Source organism: Cryobacterium sp. Sr3 (assembly GCF_004402835.1).
GTDB classification, from domain to species: domain Bacteria; phylum Actinomycetota; class Actinomycetes; order Actinomycetales; family Microbacteriaceae; genus Cryobacterium; species Cryobacterium sandaracinum.
On the sequence record NZ_SOFA01000038.1, the window covers coordinates 226,862 to 244,504 of the forward strand.

At 69.9% G+C, this 17,643-nt stretch carries 16 protein-coding genes; 7 read left to right on the forward strand and 9 right to left on the reverse strand.

All coding sequences use genetic code 11. The features are described from left to right. Nucleotides 1-65: 65 nt before the first annotated feature. Nucleotides 66-401 carry a metalloregulator ArsR/SmtB family transcription factor gene (locus E3N94_RS12610; protein ID WP_104195301.1) on the forward strand — a complete coding sequence of 112 codons (336 nt, stop codon included), beginning with the start codon at nt 66-68 and terminating at the stop codon, nt 399-401. 66 nt (nt 402-467) lie between these two features. Here the strand turns inward: E3N94_RS12610 and E3N94_RS12615 are convergent, their stop codons facing one another. The 8 genes from E3N94_RS12615 to E3N94_RS12650 all read right to left on the reverse strand — a co-directional run bounded on the left by E3N94_RS12615 (nt 468) and on the right by E3N94_RS12650 (nt 8,873). Continuing rightward, nucleotides 468-2,018, reverse strand: a complete 1,551-nt coding sequence (locus tag E3N94_RS12615; RefSeq protein ID WP_134570336.1) for an NADH-quinone oxidoreductase subunit C — start codon at nt 2,016-2,018, stop codon at nt 468-470. Next, nucleotides 2,015-3,589, reverse strand: a complete 1,575-nt coding sequence (locus E3N94_RS12620) for a proton-conducting transporter membrane subunit (protein WP_134400828.1) — start codon at nt 3,587-3,589, stop codon at nt 2,015-2,017. The genes E3N94_RS12615 and E3N94_RS12620 overlap by 4 nt, the downstream gene beginning before the upstream one ends. Then, complete coding sequence (locus tag E3N94_RS12625; RefSeq protein ID WP_104101117.1) at nt 3,589-4,245, reverse strand: hypothetical protein; 657 nt, start codon at nt 4,243-4,245, stop codon at nt 3,589-3,591. Before E3N94_RS12625 ends, E3N94_RS12620 begins: the two co-directional genes overlap by 1 nt. 8 nt (nt 4,246-4,253) lie before the next feature. Next, entirely contained in the window at nt 4,254-5,204 is a 951-nt protein-coding gene (locus tag E3N94_RS12630) for an NADH-quinone oxidoreductase subunit H (RefSeq protein ID WP_104101118.1), read from the reverse strand. Next, on the reverse strand, nt 5,201-7,219 hold the full coding sequence (locus E3N94_RS12635; RefSeq protein WP_134570337.1) for a proton-conducting transporter membrane subunit: 2,019 nt from the start codon (nt 7,217-7,219) through the stop codon (nt 5,201-5,203). The genes E3N94_RS12630 and E3N94_RS12635 overlap by 4 nt, the downstream gene beginning before the upstream one ends. Continuing rightward, complete coding sequence (locus E3N94_RS12640) at nt 7,216-7,695, reverse strand: oxidoreductase (RefSeq protein WP_198411414.1); 480 nt, start codon at nt 7,693-7,695, stop codon at nt 7,216-7,218. Before E3N94_RS12640 ends, E3N94_RS12635 begins: the two co-directional genes overlap by 4 nt. An 81-nt stretch (nt 7,696-7,776) precedes the next feature. Further along, nucleotides 7,777-8,409, reverse strand: a complete 633-nt coding sequence (locus tag E3N94_RS12645; protein ID WP_233191416.1) for an LON peptidase substrate-binding domain-containing protein — start codon at nt 8,407-8,409, stop codon at nt 7,777-7,779. After that, nucleotides 8,406-8,873 carry an Lrp/AsnC family transcriptional regulator gene (locus E3N94_RS12650; protein WP_104101121.1) on the reverse strand — a complete coding sequence of 156 codons (468 nt, stop codon included), beginning with the start codon at nt 8,871-8,873 and terminating at the stop codon, nt 8,406-8,408. The genes E3N94_RS12645 and E3N94_RS12650 overlap by 4 nt, the downstream gene beginning before the upstream one ends. Before the next feature lie 133 nt (nt 8,874-9,006). Here E3N94_RS12650 and pdhA point away from each other — a divergent pair, with 133 nt between their 5' ends. From pdhA to E3N94_RS12670, 4 genes are all read left to right on the forward strand, one after another. Then, the gene (gene pdhA, locus E3N94_RS12655) at nt 9,007-10,116 is read left to right on the forward strand and encodes a pyruvate dehydrogenase (acetyl-transferring) E1 component subunit alpha (RefSeq protein WP_134570338.1); all 1,110 of its coding nucleotides are present in this window, start codon (nt 9,007-9,009) and stop codon (nt 10,114-10,116) included. Further along, nucleotides 10,116-11,225 carry an alpha-ketoacid dehydrogenase subunit beta gene (locus E3N94_RS12660; RefSeq protein ID WP_134570339.1) on the forward strand — a complete coding sequence of 370 codons (1,110 nt, stop codon included), beginning with the start codon at nt 10,116-10,118 and terminating at the stop codon, nt 11,223-11,225. The genes pdhA and E3N94_RS12660 overlap by 1 nt, the downstream gene beginning before the upstream one ends. After that, entirely contained in the window at nt 11,225-12,688 is a 1,464-nt protein-coding gene (locus tag E3N94_RS12665) for a dihydrolipoamide acetyltransferase family protein (protein WP_134570349.1), read from the forward strand. Before E3N94_RS12660 ends, E3N94_RS12665 begins: the two co-directional genes overlap by 1 nt. Before the next feature lie 184 nt (nt 12,689-12,872). After that, the gene (locus E3N94_RS12670; RefSeq protein ID WP_134570340.1) at nt 12,873-13,535 is read left to right on the forward strand and encodes a VOC family protein; all 663 of its coding nucleotides are present in this window, start codon (nt 12,873-12,875) and stop codon (nt 13,533-13,535) included. Between the two features lie 207 nt (nt 13,536-13,742). On the opposite strand, the gene E3N94_RS12675 is transcribed toward E3N94_RS12670, so the two are convergent. Beyond that, nucleotides 13,743-14,354 carry a TetR/AcrR family transcriptional regulator gene (locus E3N94_RS12675; protein ID WP_134570341.1) on the reverse strand — a complete coding sequence of 204 codons (612 nt, stop codon included), beginning with the start codon at nt 14,352-14,354 and terminating at the stop codon, nt 13,743-13,745. A 121-nt stretch (nt 14,355-14,475) separates the two neighbouring features. Here E3N94_RS12675 and E3N94_RS12680 point away from each other — a divergent pair, with 121 nt between their 5' ends. Both E3N94_RS12680 and E3N94_RS12685 read left to right on the forward strand, forming a co-directional pair. Next, nucleotides 14,476-16,083 carry a carboxyl transferase domain-containing protein gene (locus tag E3N94_RS12680; RefSeq protein ID WP_134570342.1) on the forward strand — a complete coding sequence of 536 codons (1,608 nt, stop codon included), beginning with the start codon at nt 14,476-14,478 and terminating at the stop codon, nt 16,081-16,083. Between the two features lie 65 nt (nt 16,084-16,148). Continuing rightward, the coding region (locus tag E3N94_RS12685) for a biotin carboxylase N-terminal domain-containing protein (protein WP_241987123.1) at nt 16,149-17,643 on the forward strand (1,495 nt) is incomplete at its 3' end.

Consider the following 17,643-nt stretch of genomic DNA (forward strand, 5'->3'; position numbering starts at 1 on the left):
CCGCGGCTCAAGACCAGCACCTATTTGAAAGTATTACAGGTTAGCGATATGATCAGACTGTGTCGATGACCGGACTACCCATGGCCCAATTAAAGTCTGACCTCTTCAAGGCTCTCGGGCATCCGTTGCGGGTGCAGGTTCTGGAGCAGTTGGCCGGCGGGGAACGCTCCGTCGGCAGTCTGGCCGAGGTGCTCGGGGCGGAACTGTCGAACCTGTCCCAGCAGCTGGGGGTCCTGCGCCGCGCCGGCGTTGTCGCCACCCGACGAGAGGGCAACACCATCTTCTACGGTCTGCGGGACCCGGGTGTCGCCGAGCTCCTGGCCATCTCCAAACGGATGTTGGTGTCCAGCCTTGAAGACTCCCACGCCCTGCTCCGCACCATCGAGCAGGACTCGCAGTAGCCCGAGCCCTAGGCCTGCTCCGTCCCGGACGAATTGGTTCGACACCGGGCTATAGCGGACGCGCCGCTAGAGGTCGTTGCCGGCGTAGGACTGGTTGAAGCTCTTGTTCACGAGGGGGAAGTCCGGCACGATCGTCTCGGACAGGGCCACGGGCAGCGCAGGCCAGTTGAAGTAGGACGGGTCGACGACCTTCAGCCGCGTGATGGCACCGTCTGGCCCTAGTTCGACCCGGTGGCAGATGGTTCCGCGCCAGCCCTCGACGAGGGCAAGGCCGCTCGCCGCCACCGTCGTCGCCGCCACCGTCGTCGCCGCCACCGTCGTCGCCGCCACCGGAGATGACGCCGCGGCCGCACCACCACGGTGCGCGCCCAGCCGGGCGATGAGGTCGATCGCCACCGCAATGGACACCTCGAACTCGCCCGCGCGCACCCGGTAGCGGCTGAGCACGTCGCCGCCGGTGTCGGTGACTACGTGGAAGTGCTCACCCAGATCGACGAAGGGATGGTCGCGGCGGGCGTCGGCGTCGACACCGGATGCCCGCGCCACATAGCCCAGCGTGCCCATGGCCTCGGCCTGGCTGGTGGGCAACGGGGCCGTGCCGGTGAACCGGTCCCGCACGATCGCGTGCCCGAGGGTGATCGCGATGGTCTCCTGAACGTCGGCGGCGACGCCGCGGAGGGCGGCGGAATCCGGCAGGGCGAGAACGCGTACCCCGCCCACCGACAGCGCCCCGCGCAGGAAGCGGTGGCCGGTGACGGTCTTGTTGATGCGCAGTAGTGTTTCGCGGAGCCGTTGAGTGTGCGAGTTCACGACGCCGAACCCCACGTCGTTGGCCAGCGAACCGAGGTCGGAGACGTGGTTGTAGAGGCGTTCGAGTTCGAGCAGCAGGGCGCGCAGCAGGCGGTCGGGCTCGGAGATCTCGATGCCGGAGGCCGCCTCGATCGCCATCGTGTAGGCCAGCGTGTGGCCGATGACGGTGTCGCCGGCGATCTGCTCGGCCATATCGATGCCGTCCGCAGGCAGACGACCCTCGAAGAGCCGCTCGACGCCGCGGTGCATGTACCACTGGCGGGCTTCCATCCGCACGATGGTCTCGCCGACCACGGAGAAGCGGAAGTGGCCCGGGTCGATGATGCCGGCGTGGATGGGGCCGACGGCGATCTCGTAGACCCCGGGGCCCTCGACCTCCACGAACGGGAACGACTCGACGTCGGGTTCGAATTCGGGGGTGGCCGTGGCGTCCTTCCGCATCGGGTACCAGCCGCGGGGCCAGTGGCCGTGGCGCACCAACCGGTGGGGCTGAGGGTGGTTCGCCGGCCGCACGCCGAACAGGTCGCGGGTGCCGCGCTCGAAGTTGCCGGCCGGGAACGAGAGGTCGGCCAGGCTCGGAATCCAGGCGTCGTCATAGGGGATGGGCACGACGAGGTCGATCTGGCGCCGGGGGAAGACGGCGACGAAGGAGTAGACCACGCGCAGCCGGTCGCCGTCGTCGTGGCCCGCGACCAAAGCGAGCCGGTTTCCATCGGTCAGCAAGGCGGCGGCTTCGCCCCGGAGTTCGTCGCGCGTGAGCGTGCGCACCTCGGGGGTGGCGGCTCGCACCGGATTCGGGGTCGTCATTGGATTCCTCCCAGAACCTCGGCCGCACGCGTCAGGAGTGTGCCGACCGGCTCCGCTATGAAGGCCACCACCGCGGTGGTGCCCAGGGCGAGGATGAGCGGCAGCATCGGCCCGTGCCCCGACCGGTCCGGCACGAGGGGGTCGTCCGGGTGCGGCTCGGCGTCCGCCAGGGTGACGGATGCGCTCGGAACGGAGACCGGGACGGCTCCGGTGACGGATGCCCCGGCCCCCGCAGCCGGGACGGCCGCAGCCGGGACGACCGGGACGGCCGTGGCCGCAGGCGCCCCGATCGTCATGGCCACCGTCAACCGGGTGAGGCTGGCGAAGATGACGAGCAGCAGTACCAGAGCGATGCCGACCACCACGCCCAGGCCGGTGGAAAAGCCGGCCACGATGATGCCGACCTCGGAAAAGAAGATGCTGAACGGCGGGAACCCGATCAGAGCGGCCATGGCGATCAGCCAGGGCACGGCCAGCCCCGGCCGCCGCACGAGCAGGGCGCGCACGTCGTCGATCTTCGGAGTGCCCTCGACCTCGAGGATGCGGCCCGAGATCACGAACAGGGTGGCCTTGGTCAGCCCGTGGCCGAGCACGTACAGCAGCACGGCCGGCAGGGCCGCCGGGCCGATGGCCGCGCCGACGGCCATCATGCCCATGTGCTCGATACTGGAGTAGGCCAGCATCCGTTTGAAGTCGCGCTGGCGGATCAGAAGCGCTGCCGCCACGAAGAGGGAGAGCAGCCCGCCGACGCTGAGCATGATGCGCAGGAAATCCGGCCCGATCACGGCGTCGGTGATGGTCTGAATGCGCAGGATGGCGTAGAGGGCGACCGCGAGCAGGACGCCGGACATGAGCCCTGAGACGGGCGCGGGCGCCTGGCTGTGCGCGTCGGGCAGCCAGCTGTGCATGGGGGCGAGCCCGGCCTTGGTGGCGAAGCCGAGCACGGCGAGGGCGCCGCCGGCGCGGATCAACGCGGGGTCGAGTGGCAGGCCGGCCTGGCTGAGCACGAGCCAGGACAGGGTTGCCTCGCCCGTGCCGCGCGAGGCGGCGTAGATGAGCACGATGCCGAGCAGGGCGATGGCCACGCCGACGGAGCCGAGGATGACGTACTTCCAGGCAGCTTCCAGCGATCGGGGGGTGCGGTGGTGGCCGACCAGGAAGGCCGTGGCGATGGTGGTGGCCTCGACCGCGGCCCACATCAGGCCGATGTTGTCGGCGAGCACCGCGAGGCTCATCGCGGCCAGGAAGATCGAGATCAGGGCGTCGTAGGAGCCGGTGAACCGCGCGGGCTCGGCCGTCGCGTGGCCGAGCCCACCCCAGGTGGAGACAAGCCCGACGGCGCCGACCACGGTGAGCATGTAGGCGCTGAGCGCGTCGGCGCGGAGCAGCCCGCCGCCCAGTGTGGGAACTTCGTCCGCGAGCACGACGCTCACCAGGAGCAGGCCCGAGATGAGCACGGCAACGCTGGAGGCGATGGGGCTGAGCCGGCGTAGTGCGGGGGAGGGCACGCCGAGGCTCAGTACGGCGAGGAGGGCCGGAATGGCCAGAGGGGTCCAGAGGGCGAATGACATCAGTCGTGCAACTTTCTGAGCTGATCGATCTCGGTGTTGCCGAACTTGGTGCGCATACGGCCGGCGAAGACGTAGAGGATGACGACGACCAGCAGCACGTCGAGGGAGATGCCGAGCTCGAGGAACAGCGGCACACCGCCCGAGGTCAGGAACGCGACGGTGGCGATGCCGTTGTCGAGCACGAGGAAGCCGATCAGCTGTGATCCGGCCTGCCGGCGGGTGACCAGCAGCAGGAAACCGATCAGCACCATGGCCAGGCCGATCGGAGCCGCGTGTGCCGAGATGCTGATGTCGCCGGCGAGCACCCGACTGGCCACGACGTAGCTGAGGATGGTCAGAAGCGCCACGGTCAGCAGGGCCGCCGTCGGGTTGAGGCGCGGCGCCTCATCCGTTCGCGTGGTGGCGTGGGTCTCGCGGGCGAGCACCCACGGCAGGCCCATACCCTTGACCAGCAGTACGAGCAGCGAGACGAGGATCACCTCGACCTCGCCCTCCTCCAGGCCGATCACGGCGACCAGTGCGGCCAGCGCGAAGCCCTGCACGCTGAGCAGCCGGATCGACGCCAGCAGCGAGTGCCGCCAGACCATCAGGGCGCTGGTGAGCAGCAGGGTGCCGGTGCAGAGACCGATCAGCTGCGGGTAAATGGTGGTGAACACGGATGCTCCTAAGCGACCAGGTAGGAAGCGGTGACAGCCAGCAGGCCGAGGGCGAACGACCCCGCCAGCAGCTCGGGCACGCGGAACAGCCGCGCCTTGGCCAGGAAGACCTCACCCACGCTGAGCACAACGCCCAGCAGCAGGATTTTCACGGTGACGGCGCCCACGCCGACTATCACGCCGAGCACCGAGAAGTCGGTCATGATTCCCCACGGCACGATCAGGTTGCTGAGCAGGCCGAGCAGGGCGGCCAGCTTGAGCCAGGAGCCGAGTTCGAGCCAGACCAGGTCGCGGCCGGAGGCCTCGAGCACCATGGCCTCGTGCAGCATGGTCACTTCGAGGTGGGTCGACGGGTTGTCGACCGGCAGACGGCTGGTCTCGGCCATGATGGCGATGGCCAGGGCGACCATGGCCAGCAGGCTGACCGGGGAGATGATCACGGCCGGATTCAGGAGCCGGGTCTCCACGATCAGCGAGAGGGTGGAGGTGCCGGCCGGGATGGAGAGCGCGTAGACCGCGAGCAGCAGGGTCGGCTCGACCAGAGCGGCGACGGTCATGTGACGGCTGGAACCCATTCCGCCGAACGCGGTGCCGGCGTCGAGGCCGACCAGGGCCAGGGCCACCACGCCGACCAGCATGATGGAGACGATCACGAACAGGTCGCTGGGGATGAGCGGCAGCGGCAGGGTGCCGACCAGCGGCAGCAGTGCGCAGAGCAGCAGGCTGGAGACCAGGAGGGTGACCGGACCGGCCGCGAGCATCCAGCTGCTGTCGGCGGCGCGCACCGGGTTCTTCGCCAGGAGCTTGCGCACATCGCGCCACGGCTGCCAGATGCCGGAACCGGCCCGGCCTTCGAGAAGGGCCCGCACCTGGCGGATCACGCCGATCAGGAGGGGGGCGAGGAACACGAACAGCACCAGCTGAACCAGGGCGATGATGATCGCCGCGGCGCCGGTCACAGGGACACCACGATCAGAACGGAAAGCAGGGCGACGAAGGAATAGGACAGGTAGCGATGGATACTGCCGTTCTGCGCGCGTCGGGCCAGAATGCCGAACCGTTGCATGAGGTTCAGCACCGGGCGGTAGAGCCGGGTCTCGACCACGTCGGACACGGTCTGTTCCACGTGGACGCGTTCCACCAGGTAGCGGGATTCACCCACGTGGGTGACCTCCACGTCGCGGGTGGGCCGGAGCACGTCGTCGAAGACGCGCACCAGCGGCTCGGCATACGAGGTGGCCGTGTACTGCATCCGCGGCCGCAGCCGTGACCCGCCGCCGGCCCAGGGGAGCGGCGAGGTACGGGTGGGGTGGCGCCGGGCGGAAATAAACAGCGTGATCAGCACGGGCGCGAGCAGCAGGCCGGCCAGCACGATGAAGGTGGTGGGGTCGAGTACGGCGTCAATGCCGCGGGCGTCCAGGCCGGCGAGGCCGATGGTGCGCACGTCGGGGGCGAACGCCGGGCCCACGGCCGAGCCGATGGCCACGGCGAGCGGGCCCGGTAGCAGGCCGAGCCCGACCACGAGGAGGGCGCCGAGCACGAGCGGGATGCGCATGATGACGGGCACCTCGTCGGCCAGTGCGGCCTTCCGGGAGCGCGGGCGGGCCAGGAAGGCGATCCCGTAGGCCTTGACGAAGGTGAGCAGGGCCAGCCCGGCGGTCAGGGCGATCACGGCGACCGCGAGTGGCATGGCCACGGATGCCGCGACGGAGACGACCTCCCCGTCGACCCGTGAACCGTGGATCAGAGCCTGCAGCAGCATCCACTCGGCGACGAACCCGCTCGTGACGGGCAGGGCCGCGGCGCCCATGGCGGCCCCGCCGAACGCGGCGGCGGTCCAGGGCATCCGGCTGCCGAGGCCGCCGAGCCGGTCGAGATTCATCTCGCCGGCCGCGCGGGCCACGGCGCCGGCCCCGAGGAACAGGGTGGACTTGAACGCGGAGTGGCTGAGCATCAGCAGCAGGGCGGCGACAAGGGCCGCGTCGGCCGCGGCAGCTGCGTTGTCGGCGCGCAGCAAAACGGATGCCCCGAGCCCCAGGAACACCAGCCCCATGTTCTCGGTCGTGGAGTAGGCAAGCAGCACCTTGAGGTTGCTCGCCACGGAGGCCTGCAGAATCCCGTAGAGCGCGGACACCCCGCCGAGCACCATGATCAGCACTCCCCACCAGGCCGGGCCGTTCGGCAGCAGCCGTACGACGACGAGGAGTGCGCCGTAGACGCCGATGTTGACCATCGCGCCGCTCATCGCTGCGGCGACGTGGCCGGGGGCCTCGGGCAGCACCCGCGGAACCCAGACGTGCAGGGGCACGAGCTCAGCCTTGCCGCCGAAGCCGAGCAGCAGCAGCAGGAAGGCCACGCTCGCCTGCCAGGTGAAGGGATCGATGGTGGCGAGGTCGGCGAACCCGGTGCCGCCGGCCAGGCCGGCGAGCATGGCGAAGCCGGCCAGCACGAAGAAGAAGCTCAGCTGCGACATCGCCGAGTACCAGACCAGGGCGGAGGCGACCGTGCCGCGGGTGGCGTGATGGGCCAGCAGGAGCGCCGTGGAGCCGAGCGTCATGATCTCTAAGAACAGCAGGAACGACACCACGTCGGTTGCGGCCGGCACGAGCTGCATGCCGGAGAGGAACACGGCCATCGACAGCCACGAGGTGCGCGAGGCCGAGGCCACGCGGGCCGAGCCGATCCCGAACAGGGAGGCGAGCACGCCGACGACGGAGACGACCACCATGACCAGTCCGCCGAGGCGGTCGGGGGAGAGCACGAGCGGGTCCATCGGCAGGGCGGTGGGGATGTTCAGCGACCCGGTGCCGCCGGAGAGCGCGATCGCACCGGTGACGACGCCGGCCACGGCGAGCAGGGTGCAGAAGGATCCGCTGACCCGCGAGCGCCATGAAGTGGGTGTGAGCAGGGCCGCGGCGATGGCGACCACGAGCAGCAGGGTCTGGCCGAGCAGGCCGGCTTCGAGGGCGGTCATCGACCGGTCATCCGGCGTAGTGCTTCGACGATGACGGCCGGCTCGGGCGGGTTGCCCGGCACGGACAGGTCGACGTGCACGAAGTCCGACACCGGCCCGGCCACGCCGTAACCCTCGGCGAAGACGCCGCCGGTGATGGCGCAGTCGCCGACCGCGATCACGAAGCGGGGGGTCGGCGTGGCGTCAATGGTGCGGCGCATCGGCTCGATCAGGTTGCGGGTCACGGCACCCGTGATCACGAGCACGTCGGCGTGACGCGGCGACGCGACCAGACGGATGCCGTAGCGTTCGACGTCGTAGACCGGGCCGAACGCGCTCTGCACCTCCATCGCGCAGTCGTTGCAGCTGCCGGCGTTGATGAAGCGCACCTGCACGCTGCCGCCGAAGACCTCGGCGCCGGGGAACAGGGCCGGGGCCGGTGGGGCCGCTTCGGCGATGCGGCCACTGGTTCGGATAAGGTTCAGGAGTCGTTTCACGCTCAACTCAGGCTCCGTGTGGCACGATACATCATTACTTCTTTATATACCTATATGATGAATTTATCAAATAGATTGGGGTTATTCTTCGGGCCAGGGCGCGCTGAGGGAGTCCACGGCTTCCTGGGTGTACTCGATCACCGCCGTGAGGAGCTGCTCCATCGAGGTGGACCGCAGCAGTTCGATCTGGTCCAGCGGGCCCAGCGGGGCGATGCCGGCGATCTGCCAGGCGGCCGCCGTCGGATCCCGGGACAGCTCCACCGTCGAGGGCCAGAGCTGGTCGGCGAATTCGCTTGCGAGGGCCAGGGCGCGTCGCACGGCCTGCTCGGCCCGGTCCCGCAGTGGCAGCAGGTCGTCGTCCCAGTCCAGCTCGGCAAGGTCGCGCACCGTGGCCTGGGGGTGCGGGTCTTCGGTCAGCCAGTCGATGACCTCGACCCGGCGTTCGCCCTGGGCGGTCACCCCGACGAATCCCTCGGAGGCCTCGAGTTCGGTGATCTGGGCCACGGTCCCGTAGTGGAACCGCCGCTCGCCGCCGCCGACCTCCTGGCCGCGTTCGATCAGCACCACGCCGAACTCGGCCGGCTCCTCCTTGAGGATGCGCGACAGCATGACCAGGTAGCGGTCCTCGAACACCCGCAGCTGCAGCGGCATATAAGGGAACAGCACCGACCCGAGCGGGAACATCGGCAGGGACGTCACCGGCAGCGCGGTCATGGGCGGGTACGCTCCAGCAGCGGGGTGATCCGGTAGGGGATCAGCTCGCCCATGGCCAGGGACGTCTCGGTGCGATCGACACCCTCGCAGGCGAGGATGGTGCCGTCGATGCGGAACAGGTCGTCGGCATCCGCGCACACCACGCGCACCAGGATGTCGGTCGCCCCGCTCATGCCGTGCGCCTGCACGATTTGCGGAATGCGGGCGAGCTCGGCCACGATCTGGGCGAGGCGTTTCTGCTGCACGTGCACCTCGATGAAGGCCGTCAGCGGATAGCCCAGCGCGACCGGGTTGATGCGGCGGTCGAAGGAGAGGAACGCGTTCGACTCCTCAAGCCTGGCCATGCGCGCCTGCACCGTGTTGCGGGAGAGGCGCAGCTGCTGGGCGAGCGCCACGAACGTGCTGCGCGGTTCGGCGCATAGAGCGCGGAGCAACTGTAAGTCGACTTTGTCCAGACTGTGCATACTGCTCGAAGGTAGCAGGCAGGGTGCCCCATGAATAGGGCAAATTGCTCAAAATTCATTGTCATGGTTGTGCTCCGTGTTTCGGAATCGTACGCTCTCAACAACTTCGGCAACGACGCTGGGAGCGCATCTGATGCACACTGTCCACACCGGGGAAACCCCCGACATTCTTCTGCAGCTGCTGAGCCCCGAGGGGATGCGGCTGGCCGACGCCGATCTGGATCCCTGGGTCGCGGAGGTGACCGGGGCCGACCTCGCGGCGCTTTACCAGGACATGGTGGTGGTGCGCCGCATCGACGCCGAGGCCACGGCGCTGCAGCGTCAGGGAGAGCTGGGGCTCTGGCCGCCGTTGCTCGGCCAGGAGGCCGCGCAGATCGGCTCGGGCCGCGCGCTCCGCGCCGACGACTTCGTCTTCTCCAGCTACCGTGAGAACGCCGTCGCCTGGTGCCGGGGCATAGCGCCCACCGACATCCTCCGGGTGTGGCGCGGCACCGCGCAATCCGGCTGGGACCCGCTGGTGTACCGAATGGCGACGCCCAGCATCATCATCGGGGCGCAGACCCTGCACGCCACGGGCTGGGCGATGGGAGCCGTGTTCGACGGCGCGGACTCGGTGGCCGTGGCCTACTTCGGCGACGGCGCGACCAGCGAGGGCGACGTCAGCGAGGCGCTCGTGTTCGCGGCGAGCTTTCAGGCGCCGGTGGTCTTCTTCTGCCAGAACAACCACTGGGCCATCTCCGAGCCGGTCGGACTACAGACCCGCTTCGGCATCGCCGGCCGGGCCCCCGGGTTCGGCATTCCCAGCCTCCGAATCGACGGCAACGACGTCCTGGCCGTGATGGCCGCGACCCGGCTGGCCCTGAACCGGGCCCGCACCGGGGGAGGCCCCACCTTCATCGAAGCCGTCACCTACCGGATGGGCCCGCACACGACCGCGGATGACCCCACTCGCTACCGGCCGGCGGCCGAACTCGAGGAGTGGGCGAAGAAAGACCCGATCCTGCGACTGCGACGGCTGCTCGACTCTCTCGGCCTGTTCACCCCCGAGCTGGAGTCTGAGACCCAGGCTCTGGCCGACGCCACGGCCGCCGAGCTGCGCGCCGGCTGCATCGGCCTGCCTGACCCGGAGCCGTTGACCGTGCTCGCCAACGTCTACGCCACCCCGCACGCCGGGGTCGACCGCCAGCGTGCGGAGTACGCGGCCTACCTGGCGAGCTTCGAGCCGACCGGAGAGAAGGTCTGATGTCAATCGAAACCATCCGGAGTGCTCCGGCTACACGCGCGAACGGCTCGACGCCGGTGCCTGCGACGCCGGTGCCTGTGACGCCGGTGCCTGTGACGCCGGTGTCGCCGATCGAGGCGGCGCTGACGGACACGAAGACCCTGACCCTGGCCAAGGCGATCAACGCCGGGCTGCGCCAGTCCATGCTCGACGACCCGAAGGTGGTGCTCCTCGGCGAGGATATCGGCGCCCTCGGCGGCGTGTTCCGGGTGACCAGCGACCTGCTCGCCGAGTTCGGGCCGAACCGGGTCGTCGACACCCCACTGGCCGAGTCCGCCATCATCGGCACCGCGGTGGGGCTGGCGTACCGCGGCTACCGCCCGGTCTGTGAGATCCAGTTCGACGGCTTCATCTTCCCCGGATTCGACCAGATCGTCAGCCAGGTGGCCCGGTTTCACTACCGCACCCAGGGGGCCCTGCGCATGCCCATCACCATCCGGGTGCCGTTCGGCGGCGGCATCGGCGCCGCCGAGCACCACTCCGAATCGCCCGAGGCCTACTTCACGCACACCTCGGGCCTGCGCGTGATCGCGGTCTCGAACCCGCAGGACGCCTACAGCCTGATCCGCCAGGCGATCGCCTCCGACGACCCGGTCCTCTTCTTCGAGCCCAAACGCCGCTACCACGTTGCCGGCCCGGTGACCCCGCAACTCGGCGAGCCCTTCGAGAGTGCCCGGGTCGTGGCCGCCGGCACCGACGTCACGCTGATTGCCTACGGAGCGCTGGTGACCACGGCGACGGATGCCGCGCTCGCCGCCGCCGACGAGGGCATCTCGGTTGAAGTCATCGACCTGCGCTCGCTCTCGCCCATCGACTACGCCGCCGTCGAGGCATCCGTTCGCAAAACCGGCCGGCTCGTCGTCACTCACGAGGCCGCCCGCTCGGGCGGGCTGGGTGGCGAGATCATCGCCGAGGTCACCGAGCGCTGCTTCGACTACCTCGAGGCCGCACCGGTGCGGGTCACCGGCTTCGACATCCCGTACCCGGCGGCAAAGTTGGAGAGCCACCACCTGCCCGACCTCGACCGCATGCTCGATGGGGTCGACCGAGTGCTGGGACGACGACGATGATGATCAAGGTTTTCAGGTTGCCCGACCTCGGCGAGGGGTTGACCGAATCGGAGATCGTTGCCTGGCGGGTCGCGCCCGGCGACACGGTGACGCTCAACCAGCTCATCGCCGAGGTCGAGACGGCCAAGGCCGTCGTCGAGTTGCCGTCGCCCTTCGCGGGTGTGGTCGCCGAACTCCACCAGCAGCCCGGCACCACCGTGCACGTGGGTGACCCGATCGTCTCCTTCGAGGTCGCCGGCGCCGAGCCTCCCTCAGTTCCTTCGGCCGCTTCTCCCGCCGATGCGGCTCCTGCGCCTCCTGCTGGTCCTACGGCTCCTGCTGGCGAGCCCGAACGGCTGGCCGTGCTCGTGGGGTACGGCGCAGCGGCCGAGCGTGGCGGGCGGCCGCAGCGACGGGCCCGCGCGGGGGCGACGGATGCGCCGGGCCGGGCCGGGGTCTCTACTCCGGCAGCGAGGTCGACGTCGGCGCCTGCCTCGACGTCGACGCCGGCCTCAACGTCGGCCGCGTCACCCGCGGCTCGGGAGGTGCCGGCTACCGGGGAGCGCCCGCGGTCCACGCCGCCGGTGCGCGCGCTGGCTCGCACACTGGGCGTCGACCTGACCCAGGTGACCGGGACCGGTCCGACGGGCTTCATCATCCGGGAGGACGTGGCGGCGTACGCCGCCCCCGCAGCCCTCGGCGTCTGCCACACACCGAACGAACCGGGACTCGAGCTCGGGCGCGCCGAACCGGATGACCGGCCCCCGGCATCCGTGCCCCGTGCCCGGGAAACCCGCAGCCCGATCCGGAGTGTGCGCAAGCAGACCGCCGCCGCCATGGTGCAGAGCGCCTTCACCGCGCCGCACGCCACGGAGTTCCTGACCGTGGATGTGACGCCGACGATCGAGCTGATCGACGCGCTGAAACGCGACCGGGGGTTCGCCGACGCGCGCATTGGCGTCCTTGCCGTGGTCGCGAAGGCGCTCTGCCTCGCCGTCGCCCGCACGCCCGAGGTCAACACCCGCTGGGACGAGGCGGCCGGCGAGATCGTGCAGTTCCATTACGTGAACCTCGGCATCGCCGCTGCCACGCCGCGCGGGCTGATCGTGCCCAACATCCCGGATGCCGACCGGCTGGCTCTCGCCGACCTCGCCGCGGCGCTCGCCGCGCTGACCAGCGCCGGCCGGGCGGGAGCGACCAGCCCGGCCGCCCTGCACGGCGGCACGATCTCGATAACCAACATCGGCTCGTTCGGCATCGATGCGGGCACGCCGATCCTGCCTCCGGGGGAGGCCGTGATCCTCGCGCTGGGAGCGATTGCGCCGCGGCCGTGGGAGTATCGCGGCGAGGTCGCGCTGCGGCAGGTGGTCACTCTCAGCGTCGCCTTCGACCACCGTCTCGTCGACGGAGAGCAGGCGGCCCGGTTCCTGACCGACGTCGCCGGCATCCTCGCCAACCCCGCGCGCGCCCTCGCCCTCCTCTAGGAGTCAGTGGTCAGCCCCTAACGAATTCGACGGAGATTTTGCTCCCACAGCCCGAAATGCGGGTAAAGACGGGCATTTTCCAAAAATCTCCGTCGAATTGGTTCGCAGCCTGCGGGAGCCGGCCGGCAACGGATGCCCCCGAGCGCGCCTTGACGGGGCTCGGACCGCGCAGCAGAGTGGGGGGATGAAATCACCGGGCACCCTCCTCACCTCTCTCGACACCGAGTCCGTGCTCGCCGGCGGAGCCTTCGTCCACCTCGACGGCGCCCTGCACGGCTCGTTCACGACCCGGGACTTCGCCTCGGCTGTGCGCCTGGTCGACCAGGTTGCCGAGGCGGCGGATGCGATGAATCACCACCCCGACGTGCGGCTCGGCTACGGCCGCGTCGGCTTCCGCCTTTCGTCCCACGACGCCGGCGGCGTGACCGACCGCGACCTGCGGCTTGCGCTGCGCATCCAGGAAATCGCGGATGCGCAGGGCGCCGACCGTGCGCCGGTGCGGCCGGCCCGCTATGACGTGGCGATCGACTGCACCGACGCCGAAGCGATCCGGCCGTTCTGGCGGGTGGGTCTCGGCTACGTGGAGGTCGACAGCGAGGGCGAGATCGAACTCGTCGATCCACACGGCCAGGGCCCGCGGGTCTGGTTCCAGACGATGGATATCGCGCGCACCGAGCGCAACCGCATCCACCTCGACGTGTATCTGCCCACGATCGACGCCGAGTCCCGGGTGCAGGACGTCATCGCCGCCGGCGGCGATCTCCTCACCGACGAGCACGCCCCCGACTGGTGGGTCCTGGCCGACCCTGAGGGCAACGAGCTCTGCGTCTGCACCACCGTTTCCTGAGCTGGCGACTGAGCCGTCTCCTGAGCCGGCGAATATACTCGTCTGATGGCTCGTCGACGGGTCGTGGACTGAGCCGCTAAGCCCCGGCTACCGCCGAGATCGACACTTCCGGTCGAGGTCGACAGACACACCGGTTGATCTTGACCAGAACGGTCGACGTCGACGGATGCCCGGCTCACGCCGGCGCGAGCCCCCCGCCCGCGAGGCTTAGGCGGGCGCGAGCCCCCCGGCCCCGAGCGCCGCGAGCGCCATCTCCTCGAGCAGCGGCCGCACCTTGCCGCTCGGCGACGCCGGCAGCGTGTGCGGGGTCGAGTTCAGTAGTCCGAACGTCGCCTGGGCACGGATGCGCAGCAGCTGCGCATCAACCTCGGGGTGCACTTGCCCGAGCACGCTCACCCACAGCTCCACGTAGGTGCGCTGCAGGGCGCGCACCTGGTGCCGCTCCGGGGCGGCGAGGCTGTCCAGGTCCCGGTCCTGCACGCGGATGACGTTCGGATGCGAGAGGGCGAAGTCCGTGTGGAAGCGCACCAGCGCGTGGAGTGCGCCCGCGGCATCCGGAGCGCCCGCGACCACGGCCTGCCCGCTCGCCACCAGCGTCTCGCTGACCTCCACCAGCAGCGCGGCCAGCACGGCCGGCTTGCCGCTGAAGTGCCGGTAGACGGCCGGTCCGCTCACGCCGACGGCCGCGCCGAGGTCCTCGATCGACACCCCGTTGTAGCCCGACCGGGCGAACAGCGTGGCGGCGGCCCCGAGCAGTGCCTGCCGCCGGTCGGCCTTGGCCTGGCTCCGAGCCGTCGGCGAGGACGGGAGGACTCCCATTCGGTGCTCCGTTCACGCGGAAACTCTGGACAACTCAGTTATGAACCGCTAACCTGACTTTCGGTTAGTGCACGCTAACTGTACCGGCTGAACACTCAAGCGGGAAAGCGGGAAGTCGTCGATGGAGACACTCGCGAGTCTGATCGACTCGACCAGTCCGGCCTTCGACGCGAACGCCACCGCCCACCGCGAGCTCGTCGCCGACCTGCGCCGCCGCCTCGCCGTCGTCGCCCTCGGCGGTCCCGAGGCCTCCCGCCAGCGCCACCTCGCCCGTGGCAAACTGCTGCCGCGCGAACGCATCGACCGGCTGCTGGATGCCGGCAGCCCCTTCCTCGAGATCGCGCCCCTGGCCGCCACCGGACTCTACGGCGACGACAGCCCCGGTGCCGGCCTGATCGCCGGGATCGGGCTGATCCACGGCCGCCACGTGCTCGTCATCTCCAACGACGCCACCGTCAAAGGCGGAACCTACTACCCGATGACGGTCAAGAAGCACCTCCGGGCGCAGGAGATCGCATTCGAGAACCGGCTCCCGTGCGTCTACCTGGTCGATTCGGGCGGGGCCTTTCTGCCGCTGCAGGACGAGGTCTTCCCCGACCGTGACCACTTCGGCCGCATCTTCTACAACCAGGCCCGGATGTCGGCGGCCAAGATCCCGCAGATCGCCGCCGTGCTGGGATCCTGCACCGCGGGCGGCGCCTACGTGCCGGCGATGAGCGACGAAACCGTGATCGTGCGGAACCAGGGAACAATTTTCCTCGGCGGCCCGCCGCTGGTGAAGGCCGCGATCGGCGAAATCGTCACGGCCGAGGAGCTCGGCGGCGGTGACCTGCATGCCCGCACCTCCGGGGTGACCGACCACCTCGCCGAGGACGACGAGCACGCACTCCAGATCGTGCGCGACATCGTGCGTTACCTGCCCGCGCCTCCGCCGCCGGCCTGGCCGCGGCTGCCGGCCGTCGACCCCGTTGCCGACCCGGCCGAGCTCTACGGCGCGGTGCCGACCGACCCGCAGGGCCGCTACGACGTGCACGAGGTGATCATGCGTCTGGTTGACGGCAGCGAGTTCCATGAGTTCAAGAAGGAGTACGGTACGACCCTGGTCACCGGCTTCGCGCATCTGCATGGCCATCCTGTCGGCATCGTCGCCAACAACGGTGTGCTGTTCTCCGAATCCGCCCTCAAAGGGGCACACTTCATCGAGCTGTGCGATCAGCGCGGCATCCCGCTGCTGTTCCTGCAGAACATCTCCGGTTTCATGGTCGGCCGCGACTATGAGGCCGGCGGCATCGCCAAGAACGGCGCGAAAATGGTCACCGCCGTCGCCACCGCGCGCGTGCCCAAGCTCACGGTCGTGATCGGCGGGTCGTTCGGCGCCGGCAACTATTCCATGTGCGGCCGCGCCTACTCGCCCCGCTTCCTCTGGATGTGGCCGAACAGCCGCATCTCCGTGATGGGCGGCCCGCAGGCCGCATCCGTTCTCGTCACCGTCAAACGCGAGCAGCGGGAGAAGGCCGGCCTGCCCTGGTCGACGGATGCCGCGGAGGAGGTCACCGCGCCCGTCACCGCCCAATACGAGCGGCAGGGCAGCCCCTACTATTCGACCGCCCGGCTCTGGGACGACGGGGTGATCGACCCGGCCGACACCCGCACCGTGCTGGGCCTGGCCCTCGACGTCGTTTCCGGGCCACCCCTGCCTGAGACCGCTTTCGGCCTCTTCCGGATGTGAGGCGCACCATGACACCGAACGCACCGAAACCGAACGCACCGAAACCGAACGCACTGACACCGCGCTTGACACTCTTCGAGACCGTGCTGGTCGCCAACCGCGGCGAGATCGCCTGCCGCATCATCCGCACCCTGCGCACGATGGGCATCCGTTCGGTGGCCGTCTACAGCGACGCCGACCGTGATGCGCTGCACGTGAGCCTCGCGGACGCCGCGGTGCGCCTCGGCCCGGCCGCGCCCCAGGCGAGCTACCTGAACATCGACGCGATCCTGGCGGCCGCGGCGGCCACCGACGCCGACGCCGTGCATCCCGGCTACGGATTCCTCAGTGAGAACGAGGCCTTCGCCCGCGCCTGCGCCTCCGCCGGCCTCGTCTTCGTCGGACCGGGTCTGAACGCCCTTGCCGTGATGGGCGACAAGATCCGCGGCAAGAACCATGTCGCCGATAGCGGTGTGCCCGTCATTCCCGGGTTCTCCCGGCCCGGCCAGACCGACGACCAGCTCATCGCCGCCGCCGTGGAGGTGGGCTACCCGCTCCTGATCAAACCGTCCGCGGGCGGCGGCGGCAAGGGGATGCTGCGGGTCGACGCCGCGGGCGAGCTCGCCGCGGCGCTCGTCACGGCGCGGCGCGTGGCGCAGGGCGCGTTCGGCGACGACACGCTGCTGCTCGAGCGCTTCATCGATCAGCCCCGGCACATCGAGGTGCAGGTGCTCGCCGACGCTTCGGGCGCCGTGATCCATCTCGGTGAGCGCGAGTGCTCCCTGCAGCGCCGCCACCAGAAGGTGATCGAGGAGGCTCCGTCGCCGCTGCTCGACCCGGCCACGCGTGCACGCATCGGCGAGGCAGCCTGCCAGGCCGCCCGGAGCGTCGGCTACACCGGCGCCGGCACGGTGGAGTTCCTGGTCTCCGATGCGGCCCCGGACCAGTTCTTCTTCATGGAGATGAACACCCGGCTGCAGGTGGAGCACCCGGTGACCGAGCTGGTCACCGGCCTCGATCTGGTCGAGTGGCAGCTGCGCATCGCCGCGGGGGAACCGCTGCCGCTGACCCAGGCGGAGGTGGTGCTCACCGGGCACGCGATCGAGGCGCGCCTCTACGCCGAGAACCCGGCGCGCGGTTTTCTTCCCAGCCAGGGCACCGTGCGCAGCCTGTCCGAACCGGTCGGCGAGGGCATCCGGGTCGACAGCTCGCTGCGTCCGGGCCTGCCGATCTCGGGGGTCTACGACCCGATGCTCGCCAAAGTGATCGCCTGGGGTGCTGACCGCGCCGAGGCCCTCGCCCGCCTCGACCGGGCACTCGCCGACACCGTGGTGCTCGGGGTGCACACCAACGTGGAGTTTCTCCGGTTGCTGCTGCACAACCCCGACGTGCGTGTCGGTCGCCTCGATACCGGCCTGATCGAGCGCAGCCTGCCCGGTCTCGGACTCCGGGGGATGCCCGGGCAACCGCTGCCCGACCACCTGCCGGCCGCCGCGGCCCTGTTCCTGCACGCGCGCGCCACCGCCACCGCCCGCACTGCCGCCGCGGGCGCCGACGCCGCGGGCACCGGCACGACGAGCG

Excerpts from the sequence above, each read along its gene's own strand:
- E3N94_RS12635 (WP_134570337.1), bottom strand. The coding sequence starts at position 7,219 with ATGACCGCCCTCGAAGCCGGCCTGCTCGGCCAGACCCTGCTGCTCGTG.
- E3N94_RS12650 (WP_104101121.1), bottom strand. The coding sequence starts at position 8,873 with ATGCACAGTCTGGACAAAGTCGACTTACAGTTGCTCCGCGCTCTATGC.
- E3N94_RS12610 (WP_104195301.1), top strand. The coding sequence starts at position 66 with ATGACCGGACTACCCATGGCCCAATTAAAGTCTGACCTCTTCAAGGCT.
- pdhA (WP_134570338.1), top strand. The coding sequence starts at position 9,007 with ATGCACACTGTCCACACCGGGGAAACCCCCGACATTCTTCTGCAGCTG.
- E3N94_RS12645 (WP_233191416.1), bottom strand. The coding sequence starts at position 8,409 with ATGACCGCGCTGCCGGTGACGTCCCTGCCGATGTTCCCGCTCGGGTCG.
- E3N94_RS12615 (WP_134570336.1), bottom strand. The coding sequence starts at position 2,018 with ATGACGACCCCGAATCCGGTGCGAGCCGCCACCCCCGAGGTGCGCACG.
- E3N94_RS12675 (WP_134570341.1), bottom strand. The coding sequence starts at position 14,354 with ATGGGAGTCCTCCCGTCCTCGCCGACGGCTCGGAGCCAGGCCAAGGCC.
- E3N94_RS12670 (WP_134570340.1), top strand. The coding sequence starts at position 12,873 with ATGAAATCACCGGGCACCCTCCTCACCTCTCTCGACACCGAGTCCGTG.
- E3N94_RS12680 (WP_134570342.1), top strand. The coding sequence starts at position 14,476 with ATGGAGACACTCGCGAGTCTGATCGACTCGACCAGTCCGGCCTTCGAC.
- E3N94_RS12620 (WP_134400828.1), bottom strand. The coding sequence starts at position 3,589 with ATGTCATTCGCCCTCTGGACCCCTCTGGCCATTCCGGCCCTCCTCGCC.
- E3N94_RS12665 (WP_134570349.1), top strand. The coding sequence starts at position 11,225 with ATGATCAAGGTTTTCAGGTTGCCCGACCTCGGCGAGGGGTTGACCGAA.
- E3N94_RS12660 (WP_134570339.1), top strand. The coding sequence starts at position 10,116 with ATGTCAATCGAAACCATCCGGAGTGCTCCGGCTACACGCGCGAACGGC.